The organism is Streptomyces gamaensis (genome assembly GCF_042656465.1).
Classification (GTDB): Bacteria; Actinomycetota; Actinomycetes; order Streptomycetales; family Streptomycetaceae; genus Streptomyces; species Streptomyces gamaensis.
On record NZ_JBHSPB010000010.1, the window covers coordinates 98,867 to 112,770 of the forward strand.

Sequence of the window (13,904 nt, forward strand, 5' to 3'; positions counted from 1 at the left end):
GCAAGGGGGCTTGGCCGCTGGGGCGTTGCACTGTGGATCGGCGCCCCGATCGACGCGTTCCCAGCATCAACCCGTAGCGGTACCGTGACCAGCGGTAGCGGTTGGAGAAGATCCAGCCCGGTAGCAGGCGCTGCGGCTGCAACGCGAGAGGCGAACAACTGTGCCCGCACCCAAGCGGTTTGAACCGACCGACCTCAACAAGTGGTTCGCACTGAAGATCACCAGCTTGCGCGAGGCGAAGGGCTGGTCACGGCAAGATCTGGCCGATGCGGTGAGGCTCTCGTACAGCAGGATCGCGCAGTACGAGCGCGCGGAGGGCGTTCCCCCGGAGGACATTACAAAGATCCTCGACGAAGTCCTTGAATCAGGTGGAATCCTCACCGAGGCGTGGCCGTACCTTGAGCACGGCAGCCCTGATACGAAATGGGCGCACAAGCTGACCGAAGCCGAGTCGAAAGCCACGAAGATCCGGTACTACATCCACTCGGTACCCGGTCTGCTCCAGACCCGAGAGTACGCAACTGTGATGCTCCGCTCGGGAATTCCCTTCTATGGCGGCGACCTGGACCAGAAGGTCGACTTCCGCATGGAGCGGCAAGCCGTGCTCGACGCCCCGAACCCTCCATGGATCTGGACGGTTCTCGACGAGTCAGCCCTGTACCGAACCTTCGGGCACGCGGACATCATGCGGGATCAGCTTGTACACCTGCTCGATCTGATGCGACGACCGCATGTCAACGTCCAGATCATCCCGCATGATGACGGCACGCTGATCACGGGCATGGGGACAACGTCGATCTTCGAGCTTCGTGACGGGCGAACGGTCGTGTACCGCGAGGAGCCCGAAGCGGCGTTCGTCACGGACGTTGACCGCGTCGCGCCGTTCGTGCGCCTCTATGATCACCTTCAGGCGGAAGCCCTGTCGCCGACGCGGTCAAGAGAGTTCATTCGCAGGGTAGTTGAGGAGAAATATCCATGAGAACTGCCGGGACCGATCTCGCTTCAGCCGCCTGGCGGAAGAGTGGCTACAGCAGCGGAGGGGAACATTGCGTCGAGGTCGCCGACGACTTCCCCGGTGCCGTGCCTGTTCGCGACAGCAAGAACTCCAGCGGCTCCACGCTCGTCATACCAGCGGCCGCCTGGGGGGAATTCGTTGCCGCAGTCCGAATAGACGGGCTCATACCCTGACACGCTGCTCGAACAAGGCCCCCTCATCAATGGCCTCGTTGACTGGAGGGGGCTTACTCGTGCCTACCGTCCGAGCCCCTCACCCGACGGGAAGGCAATTCTCCTGAGGGTTTCAGTCACAACAACGGCTGACTCGTGTCCAGTTGAGCGGACCGAGGCCCCGCCCGTACGACAGGGTGGGGCCTCTCACACGCGTCAAGGAGCTGTCGATGAAGCCCATCACCGGAGAGAGCCGGGTGACTGTCGCCCCGCTGCTGTACGACTGGCCGGACCTGTACTGCGTGATCGCCTACGCGAACCTGGGGTGGGGAGAGACCTCGGTCGTCGGCACACTTGATCTCCCCGGGGTCGACACCCCGTACTTGCTGGACGTGGCGGCCCGTCATCGAGCCACCGGCATGTACGGCCAGCCCGAGGATCACGCGTACGCGTGCTGGGTCATCTGTGCCGGCTGGAGCGCGCGCGGCGTCCCGAAACCCGGCACGCTCGACGTGCCCTCGGCAGAGTGGACTTTGCATCCGCGGAAGACGGTGGAGCTCAAGACGACCATGTACGGGCACGACCGCCTGCACGTCGGATCGTTCGAGTTCGTGGACAAGGCCTGGGAGGAGAAGGCCTTGTCGGTGCTGGAGCCGTACCGGCGCTGATCCGGCGGGGCGGCCCAAGGCGCAAGCACCCCGAACCGCCCCGCCCCAGGCCAGCCGTCACACCCCGCTGGGCACCCGCTCCCCAGCGGCAGCGGCGCCCGCGGGCTCCGCAGCCAGCTCCTTCCGCAAGCCCTCCCCCTCGACATCCACGTTCGGCAGCAGACGTGCCAGCCACGACGGCAGCCACCAAGCGGCCCGCCCCAGCAGCGCCAGTACCGCCGGCACGATCGCCATCCGCACCACGAACGCGTCGAAGAAGACCGCGATCGCCAGTCCGAACCCGATCATCTTGATCATGGACTCGGAGGAGCCGATGAAGCCCGCGAAGACGCTGATCATGATGACGGCGGCGGCGGTGACGACGCGCGCTCCGTGCCGGAAGCCGGTCACGATGGCCTGGCCGGGGCGTTCCCCGTGGACGTACGCCTCCCGCATGCGGGTCACGAGGAAGACCTCGTAGTCCATGGCGAGGCCGAAGACGACGCCGACCATGAAGATCGGCATCATGCTCATGATGGGGCCGGTCTCCTCGACCTGGAAGAGGCCGCCGAGCCAGCCCCACTGGAAGACGGCGACGACCGCGCCGAGCGCGGCGACGACGGAGAGCAGGAAGCCGAGCGCGGCCTTCAGCGGTACGAGGACGGAGCGGAAGACGACCATCAGCAGCAGGAAGGCGAGGCCGACGACGAGTGCCAGGTAGGGCAGCAGGGCGTCGTTGAGCTTCTGCGAGACGTCGATGTTCATGGCCGTGGAGCCGGTCACGAGCACCTTGGCGCCGGTCTGCTCGGTGATCGAGGCGCCGTGGTCGCGGATGGCGTGGACGAGGTCCTCGGTCTCGGTGCTGGTGGGCTTGGACTTGGGGACGACGGTCAGGGTCGCGGTGTTCCCGGCCTTGTTGAAGGAGGCGGGGGTGACGGGCGAGACGGCTGCCACGTCGTCGAGGCCCTTGACGACCCCGGCCACGTGATCGGCGGCGGCCTTGGGGTCCTTGCTGTCCGCCGCGTCGACGACGAGCATCAGCGGGCCGTTGAAGCCGGGGCCGAAGCCCTCGGACAGCAGGTCGTACGCCTGGCGCTGGGTCGTGCTGCGCGGCTGCGAGCCGTCGTCGGGCAGGCCGAGTTGCAGGGAGGCGGCGGGCACGGCGACGGCGCCGAGGCCGATGACACCCGCGAGCAGCACCAGGACGGGGCGGCGCAGCACGAAGCGGGCCCAGCGGGTGCCGAGGTTCGCCTTCTCCTCATCGGAGGCACCGGAACCGCCGCCCGCGGCAGCGGACTTGCGGTCCTTGCGCGCGAGTACCTTCGAGCCCGCGAAGCCGAGCAGCGCGGGGATGAGGGTGAGCGCGATGAGCACGGCGATGGCGACCGTACCGGCCGCCGCGAGGCCCATCTTCGTCAGCATGGGGATGTTGACGACCGCGAGGCCCGCGAGCGCGATGACGACCGTGAGGCCGGCGAAGACGACGGCGGAGCCGGCCGTGCCGACGGCCCGTCCGGCGGCTTCCTCGCGCTCGCGGCCCTCGGCGAGTTCCGCGCGGTAGCGGGAGACGATGAACAGCGCGTAGTCGATGCCGACGGCGAGGCCGATCATCATCGCGAGCGTCGAGGTGTTGCCGGACAGATCGAGCAGTGACGCGAGCGCGGTGATCGTGGAGACGCCGATACCGACGCCGATGATCGCGGTGAGCAGCGGCAGTCCGGCCGCGACGAGCGAGCCGAAGGTGATCAGCAGCACGACGGCGGAGACGATGATGCCGATGATCTCGGAGCCGGCCTCGGGCATGGACTGCAGGGCGCTGCCGCCGGTCTCGACGGTCAGTCCGGCGTCGCGGCCGTGCTGGGCGGCGTCCTTGAGGGTGTCGCGGGAGGCGTCGGTGAGTTCGTTGGACTTCACCTTGTAGGCGACGGACGCGTAGGCGGTGGTGCCGTCCTTGCTGACGGCCTTGCCGAGGAAGGGGTCGGCGACGGAGGCGACCTGCGGGCCCGCGAGCTCGGCGACGGTCTTCTCGACGGCGGCCTTGTTGGCCGGGTCGGTGATCTTCTGGCCGTCGGGGGCCTTGAAGACGACGCGGGCGCTCGCGCCGTCGGCCGTCTTCCCGGGGAAGCGCTGCTCCAGCAGGTCGAAGGCGTGCTGGGCCTCGGTGCCGGGGATGGAGAAGCTGTTGTTGGTGGCTTTGGACGCGGTGGCGGCGCCGGTGCCGGCGAGGGCCAGCAGCGCCACCCATATGAGGGCGACGTACCAGCGGCGCCGGAAGGCGAGCCGGCCGAGTCGGTAGAGGAACGTGGCCACGAGCAGTGTGCTCCCGTCGGGATCTGGCGGCGTACGGGGTGTGGGGGGCCGTCCCGACGACGAGAGCGGCGCGTCGGGCAGGCGTCATATGGGGTTGTTCTGAGGGGAGTTCGGCCTACAGACCTGTCGCGCTGACAGGCCCGTCAGGCCCGTACGCCGAGGGCGGGGAGAACCGCGGCGTCGATGTAGGCGGCGAGATACTCGGGGTCCGCGGGGCGGTCCTCGATCAGCTGCCGGGCGATGAAGGCGCCGAACATCATGTGCGCGACGTAGTCGATGGCGGGGGTGTCCGCCGCGAGCTCGCCGCGCGCGACGGCGCGCCGCAGCATCGCGTCCAGTCCGGCGACCTCGGGTTCGACGAGCAGTTCGCGCAGCGCGCGGCGCAGGTCGGGGTGCTGGTGACTGGCGTGTCCCAGCGCCCGTACGAGGGCGGCGTCGCGTTCCATCCCGGCCTGGTCGGCGTGGGCCGCGAGAGCCAGTAAGTCACCGCGCAGGGTGCCGGTGTCGACGTCCGCGGACCGTACGGGCTTGTGGTGCCGCAGGGCGCTCGCGACGAGTTCGGGCTTGCCCTTCCACTGGCGGTAGAGGGTGGCCTTGCTCGCGTGCGTGCGGGTGGCGACGGCGTCCATGGTCAGGGCGTCGTAGCCGACCTCGCGGACGACGGCGAGGACGGTGTCGTAGATCTCGGCCTCGCGCTCGGGCGTGAGCCGGGTGCGGCGCGCCGCCGGTTTGGGGGTGTCCGCCGTCATGCCGCGTCTCCTTCCGGGGAGCCCGGGAACCGTCGAGGATCGAAACGAAACCGTTTCGTACACACGAGCGTACGCGGCGCGGGAGGGAACGGGACCATTCCGGCAGGTGTTCTGCGTCACGGGGGTCAAGGGAAGGGACCGAGTTGCCGGGCCCCCCTTGGGCCAGAACGATGGAACGGTGAGAGACGCTCGCGAGGCCACTGGCTCGTATCTACGGTTTCCGCACCTCCACGGCGATCTGCTCTGTTTCACCGCCGAGGACGATCTGTGGCTGGCGCCGCTGTCCGACGGCGGGCCGCCGGGCCGGGCCTGGCGGCTGACGGTGGACCGGACCCGGGCCGGGCATCCGCGGTTCTCCCCGGACGGGCGGCACATCGCCTACACCACGTGGCGCAGCCTCGACCCGGAGATCCATCTGGTGCCGGTCGAGGGCGGTCCGGCGCGGCGGCTCAGCTACTGGGGCAGTACGGACGCGCGGGTGTGCGGCTGGGCGCCGCCGGAGCCGGACGGCGGCTGCGACATTCTCGCCGTCTCCTCGCACGGCCAGCCCTTCCCGTACTTCACGTGGGCCTACCGGCTGCCCACCGACGGCAGCCCGGGGGCCCGGCTGCCGTGGGGGCCGGTGGCGGACATCGCGATCGCCGATCAGGAGGGCGAGCACCGCACCCTGCTGCTCGCGGGGAAGCCGCCGCACGAGCCGGCCGCGTGGAAGCGCTACCGGGGCGGGGCGACGGGCCGGCTGTGGCTGCACGGCCTGCGTCTGGTGCCGGAGCTGCGGGGGCATCTGGACTCGCCGATGTTCGTCGGCGGCCGGATCGCGTTCCTCTCCGACCACGAGGGCGTCGGCAACCTCTACTCGTGTCTGCCCGACGGCTCGGACCTGCGCCGGCACACCGACCACGACGACTTCTACGCGCGCCACGCCGCGACCGACGGCAGCCGCGTGGTCTACCAGTGCGCGGGCGAGCTGTGGCTCGTCACGGACTTCGGCCCCAAGGGCACCCCGCGCCGGCTGGACGTGCGCCTGGGCGGGCCGCGCGCGGGGCGGCGCCCGTACCAGGTGCAGGCCGCCTCGAACGTGGACGCGCTGGCCGTGGACACCACGGGCCGGGCGAGCGCGGTGCAGGTGCGCGGCAGCCTGTACTGGCTCACGCACCGCGACGGCCCGGCGCGGGCCATCGCCGACACCCCCGGGGTGCGGGTGCGGCTGCCGGAGATGCTCGGCTCGACCGGCCGGATCGCCTATGTCACGGACGCGGAGGGCGAGGACGCCGTCGAGCTCGTCCAGCTGCCGCGTGCCACCGGCCCGGTGCAGCCGCGCCGGATCGCGGCGGGCCGGATCGGCCGGGTGCACGAGCTGGTCTCCGCCCCGGACGGCGGCCGGCTCGCGATCGCCGCGCACGACGGGCGGCTGCTGCTGGTCGACACCTCGGAGGAGGGCGACGGCTCGGTCACCGAGCTGGTCCGGTCCGCCAACGGGCCCGTACGGGACCTCGCGTTCTCCCCCGACTCGGCGTGGCTGGCCTGGTCGCACCCGGGTATCGGCCGTTCACTGCGGCAGATCAAGATCGCCCGGCTCGCGGACCGGCACATCGTGGACGTCACCAACGGCCGGTTCGAGGACGAGGGCCCGGTCTTCACCCGTGACGGCCGCTATCTCGCGTTCCTGTCCTGGCGCGGCTTCGACCCCGTCTACGACGTGCACACCGGCGATCTGTCCTTCCCGCTGGGCTGCCGCCCGTACCTGGTGCCGCTGTCCTCGGCGACGCCCTCGCCGTTCGCGCTGACGACGGAGGGCCGGCCGGCGGGCGGCGGACTCGACCTGGACGAGGGCGCGGGCGCGGGCCCCGCCCTGGTCGAGGAGGAGGGCATCGAGAGCCGGGTGACGCCGTTCCCGGTGGCGGCCTCGAAGTACTCGGCGCTGCGGCCGGTGAGCGGCGGCGGGCTGGTGTGGCTGCGCTGGCCGATCTCCGGCGCGCTCGGCGAGACCTTCGCCAACCCCGCCGACACCTCCGGCCGCCCCACCCTGGAGTACTTCGACCTGGCCAAGCCCAAGCGCACCGAACTCACCGCCTCCCTCGACTGGTTCGCGGTCAGCGGCGACGGCAGCCGGCTCGCGGTGTGCGACGACGGCGAGCTGCGCGTGGTGCCCGCCACCGAGGTCGCGGACGCCGACCAGACCGTCTACGTCGACATGCGGCGGATCCTGCACGAGGTGGACCCGGCCGCCGAGTGGCGGCAGGCGTACGCGGAGGCGGGCCGCATCGTCCGCGCCTACTTCTGGGAACCGGGCATGTGCGGCATCGACTGGGACGCGGTGCTGGAGCAGTACCGGCCGCTCGTCGAACACGTCGCCACGCCCGACGAGTTCGCCGATCTGCTGCGCGAGGTCCTCGGCGAGCTGGGCACCTCGCACGCCTACGTCACCCCGGCCCGCCGCAACGAGGGGCCGCCGCACTACCAGCGGGCCATCGGCCTGCTCGGCGCGAACCTCACCCGGCAGAAGGACGGCACCTGGACCGTGCGCCGTATCCTGCCCGGCGAGTCCTCCGACTCCAAGGCCCGCTCCCCGCTGGCCGGTTCGGGCGTCCGCGAGGGCTGGGCGCTCACCCACGTCGACGGCCGGCCCGTGGACCCGGTTGCGGGCCCCTCCCCGCTGCTCGCGGCGGCCGGCGGCACGACCGTCGAGCTGACCTTCGCCCCGCCGGAGGGCGAGGGCCCGCCGCGCCGGGTCGCGATCGTGCCGCTCGTCGACGAACGTCCCCTGCGCTACCAGGACTGGGTCGCCAAACGCCGGGCCGTGGTCCGCGAGTTGAGCGGCGGCAAGTGCGGCTATCTGCACATCCCCGACATGGGCGGCTCCGGCTGGGCGCAGTTCAACCGGGACCTGCGCATGGAGATGTCACGGCCCGCGCTGATCGTGGACGTACGGGGCAACGCGGGCGGCAACATCAGCGAGCTGGTGGTGGAGAAGCTCACCCGCACCATCGTCGGCTGGGACCTCACGCGCGGGGCACAGCCGGTCAGTTACGCCTCCAACGCGCCGCGCGGCCCGGTCGTCGCCGTCGCCGACGAGATGACCTCCTCCGACGGCGACATGATCACCGCCGCGTTCAAACTGCAGGGCATCGGCCCGGTGGTGGGCCTGCGCACCTGGGGCGGTGTCGTCGGCATGACCGGCAGGCACCGGCTCGGCGACGGCACGTCCATCACGGTGCCGATGAACGCGGCCTGGTTCGACGCGTACGGCTGGGGGGTGGAGAACCACGGTGTCACCCCCGACATCGAGATCGACCGCACCCCCCTGGACTGGGCGGAGGGCCGTCACCGGCAGCTGGACGACGCGGTGCACCTGGCGCTGGACCTGCTGGACCGGCACGGCGCCGCCAACCCGCCGGACTACTCCGGCGTACCGAATCTGCAGCGGCCCAAGCTGCCGCCCCGGTAAGGGGGTTCGGGTCCACGGGTAAGGGGCGCCGGCTCTTGCCGGGCGCCCCTTACCGTTTACCGGTTACCGGTCATCCGTGATCCGTCAGACCTCGAAGTTCTCGTCGAAGGTGCGGCGGTCGCGGTCGGCCTGTTCCTGGGCCTTCAGCCGGGCCTTGCGCTCGTGGTTGGCCCGGGTCTCCTTGCTCTCCTGCGCCTTCGGCGAGCCGGTGCCGGCCTCACGGCCCTTGCCCTGCTGCCGACCGGGCTGTTCCTTCGTGCCCATCGCGCGTCACTCCTCGGGAGTGGGGATCTTCAGGAGCGGTCGTCGTACTCGTCCTGGATGTCGTCGAGCGACTGCTGGCGCGCCTGCTCCTGGCGCTGCTTGACGTCGTCCTGCATCTGCTGGCCGCGCTGCTGCGCCCGCTGCTTGGCCTGCTCGGCCTTTTCCTTGGCCTCCTGGGCCTTCTTCTGCAGTTCGTCCTTCATACCCATGGCGGGTCAACTCCTTCGCGGGGTGGTGGGGGTGAGGTGGGCTGTCGCCGGGCTACTGCAGGTCGTCGAGGTCGTCGTCGTACGAGCTCTCGTCCTGCTGCCGCCCGCGCTGCCGCTCCTGCTCGCGCTGGGCGCGCTGGCGCGCCTGCTCCCGCTCGGCCTCCGTCTCCTCCGTCATGTTCTCGACGTAGTCGTCGGTGTCGCGGTACGGGTCGCGTTCCCTCTTGCTGGCCATGCTCTGCTCACTCCTCGGTGAGGTGGTGGGGGTGTCGGGAGACCCCCCGATCGAGCGTGGCACGAGCCCACACAAGCCGCATATCGGACGGTTACCGTGCGCTATGCCCCGGGCTACCCTCCGTGCGCCGCCGCACGTACGGCCCGTTCCCGCTCGTCCGCCGCGCCGCCCGCGCCCACGAGACCGGGCCGCGCCCCCTGCGCCCGCGCGCCCAGCCGGCGCAGCTCCCGGGCCCCGCCCGCCGCGATCACCCCGGGCAGCACGCCCCGCACCGCCTGCACCCCGCGTATCCAGCCCTGCCCGTAGACGTGCGCCGAGCGCCGCTCGATGCCGTCCACCAGCCGGTCGACGGCCGGGCCGAGCGGATAGGTGCGGTTCGCGGGCCACGGCAGCCGGCGGCGCAGCTCCCGCATCGCCCCGTCCTCGTCGGCGCCGCGCACCATGTCGGTGTCGGTCCAGCTGAGATAGCCGACACCGACCCGCACGCCCCGGTGGGCGACCTCGGCGCGCAGCGCGTGCGCGTACGCCTCGACGCCCGCCTTGGACGCGCAGTAGGCGGTCATCAGCGGCGCGGGCGTCAGCGCGGCGAGCGAGGCGATCTGCAGCAGATAGCCGCGGCTCTCGGCCAGGACGGGCAGGAAGGCGCGGCCGGTGACCGCGCTGCCGACGAGATTGACGTCGACGACGCGCCGCCACGCCCCGGGGTCGGAGCCCTCCAGGGGCCCGCCGGCGGCCACCCCGGCGTTGGCGACGACGATGTCGACCTTGCCGAAGCGGGCCTTGACCTCCCGCGCGACCCGCTCCATCGCCGCGTGGTCGGTGACGTCGGCGTGCCAGCGCGCGGCGTCGGACTCCAACGCGCCCGCGACACGCGCCAGTTGCCGCTCCTCCAGGCCGACCAGGGCCACGCTCGCGCCGCGCGCGGCGAGCTTGCGGGCGAGCCGCTCCCCCACCCCGCGCGCCGCCCCGGTGACGACGGCGACCTGCCCCTCCAGCGGGACGCGCCGGCTCATACGGTCGCCTCCAGCGCCGGACCGGCGGCCACGGGCGTACGGGGCTCGCGCAGCACCCGGTACTCGGAGAGGTCCACCCGGCGCGTCACCCGGCGGAACTCCCCGGTGGTGCCCGGCCAGACGACCGTGTTGCGGCCCTCCGCGTCCAGGTACCAGCTGTCGCAGCCGCCGGTGTTCCACACCGTGCGGCGCATGCGCTGCTGCAGCCCCCGGTTCCAGACGCCGACGGCGGACGGGCGGGCGTCCAGGGCGGCCCGGCCGCCGAGGATGTCCAACTGCCGCAGATAGTCCGCGAGATAGTTCAGCTGCGCCTCGATGATGAGGATCATCGAGCTGTTGCCCAGGCCCGTGTTGGGGCCGATGACGAACAGCAGGTTGGGGAAACCGGCCGCGCTGGTGCCGCGCAGCGCGGCCATGCCGTCCTTCCACGCCTCGGCGAGCGTGATGCCGTCGGCGCCCGTCACCCGCCGGGCGATGGGCAGGTCGGTGACACGGAAGCCGGTGCCCAGGACGATCGCGTCGGCCTCGGCGCGGGAGCCGTCGGCGGCGATCAGCGTGGAGCCGTCGACCTCGGCGAGCGCGGAGGTCACCACGTCCACATTGGGCCGCACGAGCGCCGGGTAGTAGTCGTTGGACAGCAGGATGCGCTTGCAGCCGATGCGGTAGCCGGGGGTGAGCCGGGCCCGCAGCGCGGGATCGGAGATCGCCTTGCGCATATGGGCCTTCGCGGTGTGCTCCGCGCCCGCCAGCAGGCCCGGGTACTTGGCGAACATGCCCACCTGCAACTCCCGGATGCCCCACAGCAGCCCCCGGCGCAGCGCGCGGGTCGCCGGGATCCTCGTGTGCAGGGCCCGCTCGGCGGCCGTGATGCGCCGGTCGGCGCGCGGCAGCACCCACGGCGGCGTGCGCTGGAACAGCGTCAGGTGCCCCACCTCCGGCTGGATGGCGGGCACGATCTGGATCGCCGAGGCGCCGGTGCCGACCACCGCGACGCGCTTGCCGCGCAGGTCGTAGTCGTGGTCCCAGCGGGAGGAGTGGAAGACCCGGCCCGGGAAGGAGCCCAGGCCCGGGATGTCCGGAAGCCTGGGGTCCGCGAGCGGGCCCGAGGCCGAGACGACCACGTCGGCGGTGAGCTCCCCGGAAGAGGTCTCGATCTCCCACAGCAGCCGGTCGCCGTCCCACCGCAGGTGCCGCACCTCGGTGTCGAAGCGCAGGTGCGGGCGGAGCCCGAAGGTGTCGGCGACACGCTCCATGTAGGCCCAGATATCGGCCTGGCCGGAGAAGTTGCGGGGCCAGTCGGGATTGGGGGCGAAGGAGAAGGAGTACAGGTGCGAGGGCACATCGCAGGCGCAGCCGGGATAGGTGTTGTCCCGCCAGGTGCCGCCGAGCGCGCCGGCGCGCTCCAGGACCACGAAGTCGGTGATGCCCTCGCGGCGCAGCCGCACGGCCGCCCCGAGCCCGCCGAACCCGGCCCCGATCACCGCCACCCGCACGTGCTCGCCCGTACGTTCCCGCTCGGTCATGCCGCCGCCTCCCGCTGTGCGTGGTGCGTCCGCGTCGTTGACTGTGCCGACTGTGCCAGCGGTGGCTGGCACAGTCGGAGCGTAGAACAGGGACGCGCTGGACAACAGGGGCCCGCAGCGGGGAAGTTACCGCCGGTCGCCGCCACGGGCGCGGTCCCGCGTCGTACGGACCGGCGCGTGCGCACCGGGCTCGCTGCCCGCCCGGTGCGCACGCCACCGCCGACGGCCCGGGTCCTGCCAAGCCCGGGCGAGGGCGGCGGATCGTACGGGCGCCCCATGCCGCGGTCGCGCCCGTACGACCGGACAGTGGTCCGGCCGTGCGAGGAGCCGCCGTCGGACGAACGGCCTTTACACGGAAGAGAATTGAAGCAAGGCCGACGGCCCGCGCGGGCCCGAACCCGAAGACTTGCGGACCAAACGTCCGCTTTCCGCCGAATCCCGGGTTCCGGGCGGAGCCCCGGGAGAGACCCGCTACGGCTGGCGGGTGCGGGCGTAGCCGAAGCGGCATCGGACGGCGCGGAGCTCACCAGGGGCGCACCCTCGTGGACGCCCTCGCGGAGCTGGACTGAGCAGAACAACCCCTGCGCGCGCTCAACCCGCGTGCAGCATCAGCCCGATCCCCACCACCATCAACCCCGCCGCCGCGATCCTCGGCCCCCCGAACCGTTCCTTGAAGAACAGTGCCCCTATCGCCGCCCCCACAATGATCGACGACTCCCGCAGCGCGGAGATGGGGGCCAGTGCCGCCCGGGTCTGTGCCCACAGGACCAGCCCGTACGCGACCACGGACAGTGCCCCGCCCAGCGTTCCCCGTACCGCGAACGGTCGCAGCTGCCGCAGCAGTTGGCCGCGGCGCACCACCACCGCGTACGCGGGGATCGCCAGACCCTCCAGGATCATCAGCCACGCGATGTAGCCGCCGGACGTGCCGGAGGCGCGTACGCCCAGGCCGTCGACGACCGTGTACGAGGCGATGGCCAGTCCCGTCGCCCCGGCGGCGCCGATCGCGGGCCACTGGGGGCGGCGGCCGGAGCCGCGGATGCCCCAGACGGCCAGTCCCACCAGTCCGGCGGAGGCCACGGCGACGCCGGCGAGCTGCCAGCCGTCGGGGAGTTCGCCGGCGAAGACGGCGGCCAGGACGGTGACGGCGAGCGGGGCCGTACCGCGGGCGATCGGGTACATCTGGCCGAAGTCGCCGAGTGTGAACGACCGCATGAGCAGCAGCTGGTAGACGACGTGCAGGACGGACGAGCCGACCAGGTACGGCCACGCGGCCCCGGCGGGCACACCGGTGAACGGCAGCATGACCGCCCCGCACACCGCTCCGGCCCCGCCGACGAGAGTGAAGGCCAGCAGCTGGTCGCGGATGGCGTGCGCGAGGGCGTTCCAACTGGCGTGGGTGACGGCGGCGATGAGCACCGCGACGGCGACGAGGGGCGTCATGGGTCCTGACGCTATCGGTCCTTACCGGGTGCGCGGTGTTGTACGGATCACCCCGGCACCGGCCGTCGGCCCGACAGCGCCTCGCGCAGCGCGAGGTTGCCGACCAGGATGCCCCCGTCCACCGGCAGCGTGACCCCCGTGATCCACGCCGCGTCCCGCGAGGCGAGGAACGCCACCGCCGCCGCGATGTCCTCCGGGCGCCCCACCCGCCCCAGCGGATAGCAGGCGGCGGCCCGCTCCAACGCCGCTTCCCGGCCGTCCCAGTTGGGCGTGGCGACCGTACCGGGCGCGACGAGGTTGACCCGTACGCCGCGCGCCGCGCAGTGCCCGGCGAGCGTGCGGGTCAGGCTCGCGAGGCCCGCCTTGGCCGCGCTGTAGGCGTGGTTGCCGAAGTCCTGCTCGCCGTTGACGGAGCCGACGCCGACGATCGCGCCGCGTCCGCCGGGGGCGGCGGCCAGGTGCGGCATGGCGGCCCGTACGCAGCGCAGCGCGCCGGTGAGGGTGATGTCGAGGTCGCGCTGCCACGCCTCGTCGGTCTCGTCCTCGACGAGCGCCGGGTCGGGGTGGCAGGAGAAGGCGTTGTTGACGAGCACGTCGAGTCCGCCGAAGAGGGCGACGGCGCGGGCCACGGCGGCCTCGACGGCCGCCCGGTCGGCCACGTCGCACGCGAACGCCTCGGCGGAGCGGCCGGATTCACGGATCGCGGCGGCGGCCTTCCGCGCCCGCTCGCCGTCGATGTCGGTGACCAGGACCCGCGCGCCCTCGGCGGCCAGCCGCCGGGCCGTGGCCGCGCCGATGCCCCGCCCCGCGCCGGTGACCAGCACCGACCAGCCGTCGAACCGCTCTGCCGCCGCATCCGCCATCGGGACCTCCGTGTGCTTGCCCGGACGGTCCCT

The 13,904-nt window shown here is 72.1% G+C and carries 13 protein-coding genes; 4 read left to right on the forward strand and 9 right to left on the reverse strand.

The window, feature by feature from the left end; translation table 11 throughout:
* Positions 1–160 precede the first annotated feature (160 nt).
* From ACFP1Z_RS18055 to ACFP1Z_RS18065, 3 genes are all read left to right on the forward strand, one after another.
* Positions 161–979 carry a helix-turn-helix domain-containing protein gene (locus ACFP1Z_RS18055; protein WP_390317436.1) on the forward strand — a complete coding sequence of 273 codons (819 nt, stop codon included), beginning with the start codon at positions 161–163 and terminating at the stop codon, positions 977–979.
* Positions 976–1,188, forward strand: a complete 213-nt coding sequence (locus ACFP1Z_RS18060; protein ID WP_390317437.1) for a DUF397 domain-containing protein — start codon at positions 976–978, stop codon at positions 1,186–1,188. Before ACFP1Z_RS18055 ends, ACFP1Z_RS18060 begins: the two co-directional genes overlap by 4 nt.
* A gap of 209 nt (positions 1,189–1,397) precedes the next feature.
* Entirely contained in the window at positions 1,398–1,835 is a 438-nt protein-coding gene (locus tag ACFP1Z_RS18065) for a hypothetical protein (protein WP_390317439.1), read from the forward strand.
* Positions 1,836–1,892: 57 nt separating this feature from the next.
* Here the strand turns inward: ACFP1Z_RS18065 and ACFP1Z_RS18070 are convergent, their stop codons facing one another.
* Entirely contained in the window at positions 1,893–4,124 is a 2,232-nt protein-coding gene (locus ACFP1Z_RS18070; RefSeq protein WP_390317440.1) for an MMPL family transporter, read from the reverse strand.
* 143 nt (positions 4,125–4,267) lie between these two features.
* On the reverse strand, positions 4,268–4,873 hold the full coding sequence (locus tag ACFP1Z_RS18075; protein WP_390317442.1) for a TetR/AcrR family transcriptional regulator: 606 nt from the start codon (positions 4,871–4,873) through the stop codon (positions 4,268–4,270).
* Here ACFP1Z_RS18075 and ACFP1Z_RS18080 point away from each other — a divergent pair.
* On the forward strand, positions 4,872–8,321 hold the full coding sequence (locus tag ACFP1Z_RS18080) for a S41 family peptidase (RefSeq protein WP_390317443.1): 3,450 nt from the start codon (positions 4,872–4,874) through the stop codon (positions 8,319–8,321). The two genes, ACFP1Z_RS18075 and ACFP1Z_RS18080, sit on opposite strands and share 2 nt — an antisense overlap.
* Positions 8,322–8,405: 84 nt before the next feature.
* Here the strand turns inward: ACFP1Z_RS18080 and ACFP1Z_RS18085 are convergent, their stop codons facing one another.
* From ACFP1Z_RS18085 to ACFP1Z_RS18115, 7 genes are all read right to left on the reverse strand, one after another.
* The gene (locus ACFP1Z_RS18085; RefSeq protein WP_390317444.1) at positions 8,406–8,585 is read right to left on the reverse strand and encodes a hypothetical protein; all 180 of its coding nucleotides are present in this window, start codon (positions 8,583–8,585) and stop codon (positions 8,406–8,408) included.
* A 29-nt stretch (positions 8,586–8,614) separates the two neighbouring features.
* The gene (locus ACFP1Z_RS18090; RefSeq protein ID WP_390317445.1) at positions 8,615–8,794 is read right to left on the reverse strand and encodes a hypothetical protein; all 180 of its coding nucleotides are present in this window, start codon (positions 8,792–8,794) and stop codon (positions 8,615–8,617) included.
* Positions 8,795–8,846: 52 nt separating this feature from the next.
* Complete coding sequence (locus ACFP1Z_RS18095; RefSeq protein WP_390317446.1) at positions 8,847–9,029, reverse strand: hypothetical protein; 183 nt, start codon at positions 9,027–9,029, stop codon at positions 8,847–8,849.
* 113 nt (positions 9,030–9,142) lie between these two features.
* Positions 9,143–10,042, reverse strand: a complete 900-nt coding sequence (locus tag ACFP1Z_RS18100; RefSeq protein WP_390317447.1) for an SDR family oxidoreductase — start codon at positions 10,040–10,042, stop codon at positions 9,143–9,145.
* Positions 10,039–11,565, reverse strand: coding sequence for a flavin-containing monooxygenase (locus tag ACFP1Z_RS18105; protein WP_390317448.1), 1,527 nt, complete (start codon positions 11,563–11,565; stop codon positions 10,039–10,041). Before ACFP1Z_RS18105 ends, ACFP1Z_RS18100 begins: the two co-directional genes overlap by 4 nt.
* A 591-nt stretch (positions 11,566–12,156) precedes the next feature.
* Entirely contained in the window at positions 12,157–13,008 is an 852-nt protein-coding gene (locus tag ACFP1Z_RS18110) for an EamA family transporter (protein WP_390317449.1), read from the reverse strand.
* A 47-nt stretch (positions 13,009–13,055) separates the two neighbouring features.
* A complete protein-coding gene (locus ACFP1Z_RS18115) occupies positions 13,056–13,871 on the reverse strand; it encodes an SDR family NAD(P)-dependent oxidoreductase (RefSeq protein WP_390317450.1) in 816 nt (271 codons plus the stop codon).
* Positions 13,872–13,904: the final 33 nt, after the last annotated feature.

What these genes read in the sequence shown, in the direction of transcription:
- ACFP1Z_RS18060 (WP_390317437.1), top strand. Translation starts at nt 976, where the DNA reads ATGAGAACTGCCGGGACCGATCTCGCTTCAGCCGCCTGGCGGAAGAGT.
- ACFP1Z_RS18065 (WP_390317439.1), top strand. Translation starts at nt 1,398, where the DNA reads ATGAAGCCCATCACCGGAGAGAGCCGGGTGACTGTCGCCCCGCTGCTG.
- ACFP1Z_RS18080 (WP_390317443.1), top strand. Translation starts at nt 4,872, where the DNA reads ATGCCGCGTCTCCTTCCGGGGAGCCCGGGAACCGTCGAGGATCGAAAC.
- ACFP1Z_RS18075 (WP_390317442.1), bottom strand. Translation starts at nt 4,873, where the DNA reads ATGACGGCGGACACCCCCAAACCGGCGGCGCGCCGCACCCGGCTCACG.
- ACFP1Z_RS18085 (WP_390317444.1), bottom strand. Translation starts at nt 8,585, where the DNA reads ATGGGCACGAAGGAACAGCCCGGTCGGCAGCAGGGCAAGGGCCGTGAG.
- ACFP1Z_RS18090 (WP_390317445.1), bottom strand. Translation starts at nt 8,794, where the DNA reads ATGGGTATGAAGGACGAACTGCAGAAGAAGGCCCAGGAGGCCAAGGAA.
- ACFP1Z_RS18095 (WP_390317446.1), bottom strand. Translation starts at nt 9,029, where the DNA reads ATGGCCAGCAAGAGGGAACGCGACCCGTACCGCGACACCGACGACTAC.
- ACFP1Z_RS18100 (WP_390317447.1), bottom strand. Translation starts at nt 10,042, where the DNA reads ATGAGCCGGCGCGTCCCGCTGGAGGGGCAGGTCGCCGTCGTCACCGGG.
- ACFP1Z_RS18105 (WP_390317448.1), bottom strand. Translation starts at nt 11,565, where the DNA reads ATGACCGAGCGGGAACGTACGGGCGAGCACGTGCGGGTGGCGGTGATC.
- ACFP1Z_RS18110 (WP_390317449.1), bottom strand. Translation starts at nt 13,008, where the DNA reads ATGACGCCCCTCGTCGCCGTCGCGGTGCTCATCGCCGCCGTCACCCAC.
- ACFP1Z_RS18115 (WP_390317450.1), bottom strand. Translation starts at nt 13,871, where the DNA reads ATGGCGGATGCGGCGGCAGAGCGGTTCGACGGCTGGTCGGTGCTGGTC.